Genomic DNA, 11,267 nt, shown 5'->3' with positions numbered 1-11,267 from the left:
CGGTGATGCCGTCCACCACGGCCTCGCGGGTCGCCGCGCCGCGCCGCACCGCCTCCCCGGACGAGGATGACCAATCCCTCCCGTCACCACGACGACCTGAGCACCCGTCGTGCCCCCGGCCACGATGCCGGGGGCACGACGGTGGCAGGCCCTCTCCGGGCCGTGAGTCATCCGACGGCCGGGGGAGAACCAGGCCGTCGCGCTCCTACGCCTCCTCGGGGGCGCGGGTGAGCAGGGACACCGGGCGGTCGCCGAAGAGGTCGGCGACGGGCACCGAACCGGTGAAGGCGCGGGACGGGGAGAGGGTGTCCGTCCAGCGGCCCTCGGGCAGCGGCAGCCGCGTGTCGCGCCAGCCGCCCGCGTCCGCGAGGCGCAGCGACAGGCGCGTGACGGCGGTGACCGCACGGCCCGAGCGGCAGAAGGCCACGCAGTGGTCGGCGGCCGGGCCCTCGGCGGTGAGGGGGGTGTACGTTCCCGACTCGCCGAAGACCTCGGGGTGGGCCCGCCGCAGAGTGAGCGCCGCCACCGTGACGGCGTACTTCTGCGCGGACAGGTCGTCGTCGCCCGCGGCCGGCGCCGCGAAGGCGACCGGGCGCCGGTTGTCCGGGTCGACCAGCGCGCGGAACTCCCGCTCGGTGCCCTGGTAGAGGTCCGGCACGCCGGGCATCGTCAGGTGCAGCAGCGTCGCCCCGAGCACATTGGCCCGTACGTGCGGATCCAGGTCCCGCGCGAACTTCGCCACCGTCTCGAACGGCGCTCCGGCCGGCCCCGCCGCGACGAATTCGGCCACGGCCCGCTCGTACACCTCGTCCTGCTCGGTCCAGCTGGTGTGCAGCCCCGCCTCCCGCACCGCCTTCAGCAGCGCGGCCGTCAGCCGCTCCGCGTCGGGCTCCGCGAAGCCGAGGGCCGTCTGCCAGGCCGTCCAGGCCAGGTGGGCGTCCGGCCCGGGCACCTGGGCCAGCCCCGCGAGGAGCCGGGCCCACCGCCCGGGGCACTCGGACAGCACCGCGATCCGCGCCCGCACGTCCGCGCTGCGCTTGGTGTCGTGCGTGGACAGTACGGTGCCGGTGGCCGGCCAGTCGCGTGCCAGCCGGGTGCAGAAGGCGTGGAAGTCCGCCGGGCTCACCCCGGGCGCCCCCGGGTCGCCGCCCACCTCGTTGGCCGAGATCAACGGCGTGTAGCGGTAGAACGCCGTGTCCTCCACCGACTTGGCCCGCAGCGCCGACGCCGTCTGCGCGAACCGGGCGCAGAACGCCGCCCGGTCCGGCCCGTCGCCCAGCCTGCCCAGCGCCAGGTCGCGCACGAGATCGACGACCGCCGCCTCCTCCCGCACCGCGAACCCGGCCTTCACCTGACGCGCCGCCTCCACCGGAACGGCCGCCGCGGCGCTCTCGGGACACGGCCCGCCCGCCGTCACGTACGGGCGGTACACGGGAACGCGCACCAGCAGTTCCCGTACGGCTTCGCGCAACGCCCAGGGGGCGTAGTCGCGCAGCGCGGGATCGGCCGCGCAGATCCGCTCGGCCGTACGGACCAGGTAGCGGGTCTCCGCCGCCAGCTCGTGCGTCAGCACCTTGTACGCCGACCGTCGTACCGTCGCTTCCCAGTAACCGCCGCGGTCCCCGGCGGGACCCGCGAAATCGCGGTAATGAGCGGTCAGTTCCGCGACACCGGACGGATCGGTGAACAGGCCGTCGATCCGGTACAGCGCGTCGTACCCCGTCGTTCCCGAGACCGGCCATTCGGCGGGCAGCCGTTCGGGGCCGGTGAGGATCTTCTCCACGACCGTCCAGCAGCCCCCGACGGCATCCTGGAGGCGCCGCAGGTACGCCTCCGGGTCGGCGAGACCGTCGGGGTGGTCGATCCGCAGCCCCTCCACGACCCCGTCCCGTACGAGCTCCAGGATCTTCGCGTGCGAGGCGGCGAAGACCTCCGGGTCCTCCACCCGCACCCCGATGAGCTCCGAGATGGTGAAGAAGCGCCGGTAGTTCAGCTCGGTGCGCGCCAGCCGCCACCAGGTGAGCCGGTACCACTGGGCGTCCAGGAGCTCGGGCATCGGCAGGTGCGCCGTGCCCGCGCGCAGCGGGAACGCGTGGTCGTAGTAGCGAAGGGTCTCGCCGTCGACCGTCAGGTCGTCCAGCTCGTCACCGATCCGGTGCGCCAGCACGGGCAGCAGCACCCGGCCGCCGCCGCCCTCCCAGTCGATGTCGAACCACCGGGCGTACGGCGAATCGGGCCCCTCCCTCAGCACCTCCCACAGGGGCCGGTTCAGGCTCTCGGGCGCCGGTACGGCCATGTGGTTCGGGACGATGTCCAGGATCAGACCGAGGCCGTGCGCGCGGGCCGTGCGGGACAGCGCGCGCAGTCCCTCCTCGCCGCCGAGTTCGGCCCGCACGCGCGCGTGGTCGACGACGTCGTACCCGTGCTGCGAGCCCGGCACGGCGTCGAGCACGGGTGACAGGTGCAGGTGCGAGACCCCGAGGGCGGCCAGATGGGGCACCGCCTCCTCGGCGGCCGAGAAGGGGAAGTCGGAATGGAGCTGCAGACGATAGGTGGCGGTGGGCGTCATGCGAACGTACGTACCCGCATTGGGACCTTCTGTGTCATCGGCCCATGCGTCCGTGTGATGACCCGCTATTACGTTCACGTGATGCCCGGCACCCTTCACACCTATCGCAGCGTCGTCGCCCTCACCGGGCCGGTGCTGCCCGTCGTGTCGTTCCTCGGCAGGCTGCCGACCGCGATGTGCCAGGTCGGCAGCCTCCTGCTGGTCGCCGAGACCAGCGGCAGCCTCGCCACGGCGGGACTGGTCGGCGGCGCCCTCGCGGCGGGCCAGACGGCCGGCGGGCCGCTGCTCGGCCGTGCGGCGGACCGTCACGGGCAGCGCACCGTCGTCCTGGTCGCCGCCCTCGTCAACGCGGTCGCCGTCGCCGCTCTCGTGCTCGCGTCCCTGGAGCGCGTCGGTACGCTCCCGCTCGCGCTCGTCGGCGCGCTCGCCGGAGCGAGCGTTCCCCAGATCGGCCCCCTGGCACGTACGAGATCGGTCGCGATCGCTCGCAGGAACGGAGCCGACGAACGGCTCGTCGGGGCCGTCCTGTCGTTCGAGGGAACGCTCGACGAGGTGTCCTTCGTCCTCGGCCCCGCCCTCGTCGGCCTCGCCGCGGCCGTCGCGCACCCCGCCGCCGCCCTGCTCGCGGCAGCGGGTCTGCTGGCCGTCTGCGGCACCTGGTTCGCCCTGCATCCGACGGCGTCCCGGGTACGCCCGGCGTCCCGCGCGGCGTCATCCACGACGACCAGCCTGCCCGGCGCGGTGTACGCGCTGCGCACCGCGATGGTGCTCCAGGGAGCCATGTTCGGCGCGTCTCAGGCGGGCATCACGGCGCTCACCGACCGGCTCGGGCGGCCGGAGCAGGCCGGTCTCGTGTACGCGGCCATGGGCGTCATGAGCGCGGCCGCCGGGCTCGCGACGGCCGCCGTACCGGAGAAGGTCACCCTGTCGGCCCGCTGGCGCGTCGCGACAGCCGCTCTGGTCGTGCTGTCCGTGCCGCTGCTCTTCGTGACGTCCCTGGGGGCGCTGTACGCCGTCGTGATCGTCCTCGGGGTCGCGTACGCACCCCACCTGATCACCATCTTCGCCCTGACGACCCGGATCGTTCCCGAGAACAGGCTCGCCGAGTCGATGGCCTTCCTCACGAGCGGCGTCGTCGGCGGCCAGGCGCTCGCCCTGGCCGTCTCCGGGCGTCTCGCGGAGGGCGGCGGCGCGCACGCCGCGTTCGCCGTCGCGGTGGCGGCGGCCACGCTGTGCGCCGTACTCGCGTGGACCGTCCGCCCCGCTCCCGCGGCGGCTCCTAGGCCGGCCGCTGCAACACCACCAGACTGCGCCCGATCAGCGTGACGTGCTCGCCCGCTCCCACCTTGGGACCGCTCCCGGGCGGCACCCCGTCGGGCCGTGCCGTGTCGACCACGACCTGCCACTGCTTCCCGTGGTTCACCGGAATGGTGAAATCGAGCTCCTGGGCGCTCGCGTTGAACATCAGCAGGAAGGAGTCGTCCGAGATCCGCTCGCCGCGCGGCCCCGGCTCGGAGATCGCGTGCCCGTTGAGGAAGACCGTCAGCGCCTTCGCGTGCGCCGCCTGCCAGTCCCGCTGGGCCATCTCCTTGCCGTCCGGCGTGAACCACGCGATGTCCGACAGGTCGTCGTGCGTGCCCTCCACCGGACGCCCGTGGAAGAAGCGCCTGCGCCGGAAGACCGGATGGTCCCGCCGCAGCCACACCATCGAGCGGGTGAACGCGTGGAGCGACCCCTCCTCCTCGTCCTTGTCCGGCCAGTGCACCCACGACAGTTCGTTGTCCTGGCAGTACGCGTTGTTGTTGCCGCCCTGGGTGCGTGCGAACTCGTCCCCGTGCGACAGCATCGGCACGCCCTGCGACAGCATCAGCGTCGCGATGAAGTTGCGCATCTGGCGGGCGCGCAGCTCCAGGATCGCGGGATCGTCCGTATCGCCTTCCGCCCCGCAGTTCCAGGACCGGTTGTGGCTCTCGCCGTCCCGGTTACCCTCGCCGTTGGCCTCGTTGTGCTTGTCGTTGTACGAGACCAGGTCGGCCAGGGTGAAGCCGTCGTGGCAGGTGGTGAAGTTGATGGACGCGAGCGGCCTGCGCCCGTCGTCCTGGTACAGGTCGGACGACCCCGTGAGCCGCCCGGCGAACTCGGCGATCGTCCTCGGCTCGCCCCGCCACAGGTCGCGGACGGTGTCCCGGTACTTGCCGTTCCACTCGGTCCACAGCGGCGGGAAGTTCCCCACCTGGTAGCCGCCCTCGCCCACGTCCCACGGCTCGGCGATCAGCTTCACCTGGCTGACCACCGGGTCCTGCTGCACCAGGTCGAAGAACGACGACAGCCGGTCCACCTCGTGGAACTGCCGGGCCAGCGTCGCCGCCAGGTCGAAGCGGAACCCGTCGACGTGCATCTCGGTCACCCAGTACCGCAGCGAGTCCATGATCAGCTGGAGGACGTGCGGCGACCGCATGAGCAGGGAGTTCCCGGTGCCCGTGGTGTCCATGTAATACCGGGGATCGTCGGCGAGACGGTAGTACGAGGCGTTGTCCAGACCCCGGAAGGAGAGCGTGGGGCCCAGGTGGTTGCCCTCCGCCGTGTGGTTGTAGACGACGTCGAGGATGACCTCGATGCCCGCCCGGTGCAGCGCCCGTACGGCCGACTTGAACTCCAGCACCTGCTGACCCCGGTCGCCCCAGGAGGCGTACGCGTTGTGCGGGGCGAAGAAACCGATGGTGTTGTAGCCCCAGTAGTTGCTCAGGTTCGCGTCGGCCAGCCGGTGGTCGTTGACGAACTGGTGCACGGGCATCAACTCGAGAGCGGTCACCCCCAGTTCCGTCAGGTGCGAGATGATCGCCGGATGCGCGAGCGCCGCGTACGTCCCCCGGAGCTCGTCCGGGAGGTCCGGGTGCATCATCGTGAGGCCCTTCACATGGGCCTCGTAGAGGATCGTGCGGTGGTAGTCCGTGCGCGGCGGACGGTCGTCACCCCAGTCGAAGTACGGGTTCACCACCACCGACGCCATGGTGTGCGGCGCCGAGTCCAGGTCGTTGCGCGAGTCCGGCTTCCCGAAGTGGTAGCCGTACACCGCCTCGCCCCAGTCGATCTTGCCGCTGATGGCCCGCGCGTACGGGTCGAGCAGCAGCTTCGCGGAGTTGCACCGCTTGCCCTCCTGCGGGGCGTACGGGCCGTGGACCCGGTAGCCGTAGCGCTGGCCCGGCATGATGCCGGGCAGGAAGGCGTGACGTACGAACGCGTCGGACTCGCGCAGTTCCACCGCCGTCTCCGAACCGTCGTCGTGCAACAGGCACAACTCGATCCGGTCGGCGGCCTCCGAATAGACAGCGAAATTGGTTCCGGCGCCGTCGTACGTGGCGCCGAGTGGGTAAGCCTCTCCCGGCCAGACCTGCATGCGATCGACTCTTCCACTTCTGATCCGGGTGCTGCGGGGCACTTCGCACAGATCTTCCCCGAAAGTGGGGCAACCTCCTAGGACTTCGGTCCGTCCTACCGGGTGACCACGCATACCCGGTTCGCCAGTTGCCGTCGCGCGTGACGCGCGGGGCGACGGGGGGCTCCGGGAGGAGTAGGGGGGCATCGTGCACAGGACAGTGCGCCGGCATCTGGGGAAGATGCTGGCGGGGACCGCGATAGCGGTGACCGGGACGGCGGTGATGATCGGGGTGACGCTGCCGGGTCCGGCCGGCGCCGCCGACGACACGCGCGGCGGGCGGACCGGGACCGCTGCCGTCACCGGTACGGCCCAGGGCGAGCGCGGCGACCAGGGGGACCGGGCCGGTGGGAGCGCGGCGGCGGGGCAGGCGCCCGAGCCGGGCGTGGTGGAGGCCGCCCCGGCCGAGGGCGAGCAGGGCATCGGCCGGGACCCCCTGACCGACGCCGAGCTGGAGCGGGTCGAGAAGCTGGCGCTGACGCCGTCGCAGTTCGCCGCCGGGCGGGACGTCGACGGGGACCGGGGGCCGCAGCACCTGGCCACCAACCTCGGCGAGATGCAGCCGTCCGAGGTGGACGACGCGGCGCCGCCGCGCCGCGCCGAGGTGTCGTACTACGACTACAAGCGCGACGAGCTGGTGACGAGGACCGTCAACCTCGCCACCGGCAAGGTGGAGCGGACCGGCGTGCTCAAGGGCGTACAGCCGTCGCCGACCCGTGCGGAGAACCGCGAGGCCACCGAGCTGATCCTGGCGAGCCCGCTCGGCGCGGGCCTGAAGCAGGACTACCAGGACGCCATGGGCAAGCCGCTGACCTCGGTGGACCAGCTGTGGGTGAACGGCGGGATCTACCGGGCGGACCGGGAGGAGAACGTGCCGGCGGCGCTCGCGAAGTGCGGCACGCACCGCTGCGTCCGCGTCACGTCCAAGGTCAGGAACGGGCCGTGGATCGACACGCGCGATCTCGTGGTCGACCTGAGTGCGAGGACGGTCGGCCGAATCGGCTGACCCTTCCGGCCCTCCGGACCCTCTCGACCGACTCATCCTCTTCAGTCCCTTCCCGCACTTCCGTACGAGGGAGTTCATCCTCATGCACGTCAACAGAGCTTCTGGTGCCCGCAAGCGGGCCGCGGCAACCCTCGCCGCCGCCGCCCTGCTCGGCAGCCTGGCCGCCGCCGGCGGCTCCGCGGCCTCCGCGACGCCCAGGGCGGCGGCCGGGAACACCCCCAAGGCCGCGCCGGCGGCCCCCGCGCCGGCTCCGGCCGACTGCAGCGCGGCGTACCGCATCGAGCAGAAGCTCGACGGCGGCACCACCTGGCGCATGTGCTGGAACTACGACAGCGACGCCGGCCTGGTCCTGGAGAAAGTGACGTACCAGCCCAAGGGCGAACCCAAACCGATCCGCGTCCTGACGAGCGGCAAGCTGGCGCAGGTCCACGTGCCGTACGACAACGGCAAGGAGGAGTACGACGACCTCACGAGCTACGGCTTCGGCACCGGCCTGCAGGACCTGAAGCCCGCCGAGTGCCCCGGTGGCACGATCCGCACCGTCAGGGTCCCCGACATGGGCGACGTCAAGGGCATCTGCACGACCACGCGTGCGCGCGGGCACGCGTACCGCCTCGCCAGCGACGAGAGCACCAAGGTCTGGCAGGCCCAGGGCAAGGACCTGCTGGTCTACACCGTGAACAAGGTCTCCTGGTACGAGTACATCACCGAATGGCGCTTCTCCTCCGACGGCACCGTCTCCGCCAACGTCGGCGCCACCGGCAGCCTCGCGCCCGACGACTACGACGCCACCGACGGCCGGGGCTGGCCCATCGGCAAGGGGGCGCGCGACTACGCCACCAGTCACAGCCACAACGTCTTCTGGCGGCTGAACTTCGGCCTCGACGGCAGCTCGAAGAACCGCGTCGAGCAGTACGACTCGAAGGTCACCCCGCCGCAGGGCAACGCCAAGCCCACCACCAGGACCACCCGCACCCCCATCACCAAGGAGCTCGCGGGCGACGCCAAGAGCATGCGGTGGTGGCGGATCGTCAGCGCGACCGGCAAGAACAAGGACGGCCACGCGCGCTCGTACGAGATCGTGCCCGGCAGCTCCAACAAGCACCCGGGGCGCAGCTTCACCCGGCACGACGTGTACTTCACGAACTACCGCAAGTGTGAGCAGTTCGCCAGCAACAACATCCGCGACTGCGGCGGCGCGAACGCGCCGGACAGCGTGGACGAGTGGGTGAACGGCGAGACCCTCAAGAATCCGATCACCTGGGTCAACATCGGGTTCCACCACATCGCCCGGGACGAGGACCAGCAGCCGATGCCGGTCCACTGGCAGGGTTTCCAGCTCGCGCCGAGGGACGTAACCGCTATGAATCCGCTCACTCCGGCCGATCTCGCTGGACAGAACGGGCATTACGAATAAGGGAGTTGGGAAAGGAGCCTGCCGATCCGGCTGCACCGCCTCCCGCTCCCGGAGTACCCTTCCTTGATCGTTGGAGACGGGGCTTCCAGGAGCTGAAGGCGGTGCGTGGGTGAGCTCGGGAGGGCTGGAACTGCCCCCCGGTGACGCAGGTCACGAGGGGGGTTCCGCAGGCGTCCCGCCCGGAGCGGTCTCGCTTGCGCGTCCGATGGAGATCGGGGCGGAACTGGACTGGGGCGCGGACGCCTGGAGCGAGGTGCGGACGCGCGCGCAGCGGGCCGGCCGGGCCTACATCTGGCTGAACCTCGTGGAGCAGCGACTGCGCGCCGTCGTCGCCGCCGTGCTGCGGCCCATCTACGAGCCGGTGCACGGCGAGGACGACTGGGTGGTGGCGGCCGCCGGACCGGCGGGCCAGGAATGGGTGCAGCGCGCGGTCGCGGTGCGGGAGGTCTCGCGCAGGAAGGGCTACCTGCTCGACCCGGCCGACGACAACGTCATCAGCTTCCTCACCCTGCCCCAGCTGCGGGAGCTCATGGTGCAGCACTGGCCGTGCTTCGAGCCGTACTTCGACGACCGCCGCGACGTCGAACTCGCCCTGGACGAGCTGGAAGTCACCCGCAACGTCGTCTCACGCAACCGGGCGCTGTCCGAGGCCGTACTCGCCCAGGCGGAACGGGCGTCCGCGCGGCTCCTGGAGATGCTGGGCAGCGGGACCGGCGCGCACTCCTCCGGCCGGCTCAGGGTGGACGCCGTCGAGGAGCTGGTGGGGGACCGGTACGCCGATGTGGTCAGCGTCCATCCGGACCGGGTGCGCCTCCAGCGCCAGCTGCCCGCCGAGGACCTGTTCGGCGGCGCGCGGCGGCTCGACGCGATCGGCATAGGGCTGAACCTCCTCGTCCAGAACTTCTCGGGCAGGCGGCTGGTGCGGCTGGCCGAGTCGGGCTGTCGCATACGCCTGCTGTTCCTCAATCCGGCGAGCAGCGCGGTCAAGCGGCGTGAGCGCGAACTCGGCCTGAAAAAGAGCGAATTGAGCCGCTCGGTGGAGATGAACATCCTCCACATGCGGCGGGTGCGCTCCAAACTCCGGGACCCGGGGGCGTTCGAGATCCACGTGTTCGACGAGACGCCGCGCTTCACGGCGTACCTCGTGGACGGTGACGGCGCGGACGGGCTCGCCGTCGTCCAGACGTACCTGCGCAAGGCGCGCGGCATGGAGGCGCCGGTCCTGGTGCTGCGGGGCGCCGGGCGCGGGGTGGTCAGGCACGCGCCGGACGGCCGCGACGGTCACGAGCCCGAAGGCGGGCTTTTCGAGACGTACCGGGAGGAATTCGAAGCCGTGTGGGCGGATTCACGGCCGGTGTCCTGAGCGGAGCGCGGCGGTCCGCGACCGGGCCCGGGGCGTTGTCAGTGGTGCGTGCGAGGGTGGTTCTCCACCGGGGATCTTCCGGGGGGAGCATCACGAAGGAGGTCCCACGATGGGATGGCACGGGGAACCGCTGGTCGGCTTCGACCTGGAGACGACCGGCACGGAGCCGCTGGAGGCCCGCATCGTCACGGCCGCGATCGTCGGCGTGAAAGACGGCAGGGTGTCCCGGCGGCGCGAGTGGCTCGCCGACCCGGGCATCCGCATCCCGGCGCAGGCGTCCGCGATCCACGGGATCAGCAGCGAGCGGGCCGGCGCGGAGGGCAGGCCGGCCCGTGAGGTGGCCGACCAGATCGCCGAGACGCTGACGGGGTACTGGGCCCAGGGGGTGCCCGTCGTCGCCTACAACGCGGCGTTCGATCTGACCCTGCTCGCCGCCGAGTTGCGCCGCCACGGGCTGCCGTCGCTCAGTGAGCGGCGCGGCGGGACCGGTATCGGCCCGGTCATCGACCCGTACACGATCGACCGCGCCGTCGACCGCTACCGCAAGGGCAAGCGCACCCTGGAAGCGGTCTGCGTCGAGTACGGCGTGGTGCTCGACGGAGCCCACGAGGCCTCGGCGGACGCCCTGGCCGCCGTCGGGGTGGCCCGCGCGATAGCCGAGCGCCATCCGTCGGTCGCCGCGCTGGCCCCGGCCGAACTGCACGAGCGTCAGATCGAGTGGTACGCCGACTGGGCCGCGGGCTTCCAGGAGTTCCTCCGCAAGAAGGGCACCCCGGACGCGGTCATCGATCCCCGGTGGCCGCTGCGCGAACTGTCCCCCGTCGTCCTGTGACGCCCGGACGCTGACGCCGGGACTGCGACCGCCGGGGCTGCGGCCCGGGATTCCGAGGCGCGGAAACGGACGCTCCAGCCCCCTGCGCCCGCTCTCCGACGCTCACGCCGGGACGCCGGCTCCGACGCTCAGAACGGATGCCAGCGGACCTCCGGGTCGCCGTCGCGCAGGGACGCCACCCGCCTGCGGAACTCGGCCGCGGCCGCCGCATTGGCCGGGGCGTGCTGCGCCACCCAGGCGCAGCTGGCCGTCTCGCGCGCGCCGCGCAGCACCGCGCAGCCGGACCATTCGCGCACGTCCCAGCCGTACGCCGCCGTGAACGCGTCGTACGCGTCGGGGTCCAGGCCGTACCGGTCGCGCGACAGGGCCATGACCACCAGGTCGTGCTCGCGGAAATCGGCCGCGAAGGTCTCCAGGTCCACCAGGACCGGACCGTCGGGACCGACGTGGACGTTGCGGGGGAGCGCGTCACCGTGGATCGGGCCCTGCGGCAGACGCGGGGTGAGCGCGGCCGACGCCGCCGCGAAACCGTCGCGCCGCTCGCGCAGGTACGCCGCGTCGGCCGGGTCGATCGCGTCTCCCGCCAGCCGCAGCCAGCGTTCGACGCCGCCCAGCAGTTCTCGCCGGGGGAGGGGGAAGGAAGG

8 protein-coding genes are annotated in these 11,267 nt (G+C 72.0%); 5 read left to right on the top strand and 3 right to left on the bottom strand.

Annotated elements, in window-relative coordinates; translation table 11 throughout:
* Positions 1-205 precede the first annotated feature (205 nt).
* Positions 206-2,569 (bottom strand): malto-oligosyltrehalose synthase, encoded by a 2,364-nt coding sequence (gene treY / locus E2E34_RS24705; RefSeq protein ID WP_138904121.1) that lies wholly within the window; start codon positions 2,567-2,569, stop codon positions 206-208.
* A gap of 81 nt (positions 2,570-2,650) precedes the next feature.
* Between treY and E2E34_RS24700 the strand changes: the two genes are divergently transcribed.
* Positions 2,651-3,895 (top strand): MFS transporter, encoded by a 1,245-nt coding sequence (locus E2E34_RS24700; RefSeq protein WP_138904120.1) that lies wholly within the window; start codon positions 2,651-2,653, stop codon positions 3,893-3,895.
* On the opposite strand, the gene glgX is transcribed toward E2E34_RS24700, so the two are convergent.
* The gene (gene glgX / locus E2E34_RS24695; RefSeq protein ID WP_138904119.1) at positions 3,849-5,966 is read right to left on the bottom strand and encodes a glycogen debranching protein GlgX; all 2,118 of its coding nucleotides are present in this window, start codon (positions 5,964-5,966) and stop codon (positions 3,849-3,851) included. The two genes, E2E34_RS24700 and glgX, sit on opposite strands and share 47 nt — an antisense overlap.
* 187 nt (positions 5,967-6,153) lie before the next feature.
* On the opposite strand from glgX, the gene E2E34_RS24690 reads away from it, so the two are divergent.
* The 4 genes from E2E34_RS24690 (at position 6,154) to E2E34_RS24675 (ending at position 10,623) form a co-directional block, all read left to right on the top strand.
* Positions 6,154-7,011: a Tat pathway signal sequence domain protein gene (locus E2E34_RS24690; protein WP_138904118.1), complete on the top strand. Its 858-nt coding sequence runs from the start codon at positions 6,154-6,156 to the stop codon at positions 7,009-7,011.
* A gap of 82 nt (positions 7,012-7,093) precedes the next feature.
* Positions 7,094-8,428, top strand: a complete 1,335-nt coding sequence (locus E2E34_RS24685; protein WP_138904117.1) for a copper amine oxidase — start codon at positions 7,094-7,096, stop codon at positions 8,426-8,428.
* 109 nt (positions 8,429-8,537) lie between these two features.
* Positions 8,538-9,791: a DUF5919 domain-containing protein gene (locus E2E34_RS24680; RefSeq protein WP_138904116.1), complete on the top strand. Its 1,254-nt coding sequence runs from the start codon at positions 8,538-8,540 to the stop codon at positions 9,789-9,791.
* Between the two features lie 109 nt (positions 9,792-9,900).
* Positions 9,901-10,623 (top strand): 3'-5' exonuclease, encoded by a 723-nt coding sequence (locus tag E2E34_RS24675; RefSeq protein ID WP_138904115.1) that lies wholly within the window; start codon positions 9,901-9,903, stop codon positions 10,621-10,623.
* Between the two features lie 128 nt (positions 10,624-10,751).
* Here the strand turns inward: E2E34_RS24675 and E2E34_RS24670 are convergent.
* On the bottom strand, positions 10,752-11,267 hold a 516-nt coding region (locus E2E34_RS24670), incomplete at its 5' end, for a phosphotransferase (RefSeq protein WP_167518375.1).

It is taken from the genome of Streptomyces albidochromogenes, from assembly GCF_005981925.1.
GTDB classification, from domain to species: domain Bacteria; phylum Actinomycetota; class Actinomycetes; order Streptomycetales; family Streptomycetaceae; genus Streptomyces; species Streptomyces albidochromogenes.
The sequence above is the reverse complement of the archived record's forward strand: the minus strand, read 5'-3'. Positions and strand labels throughout refer to the sequence as shown.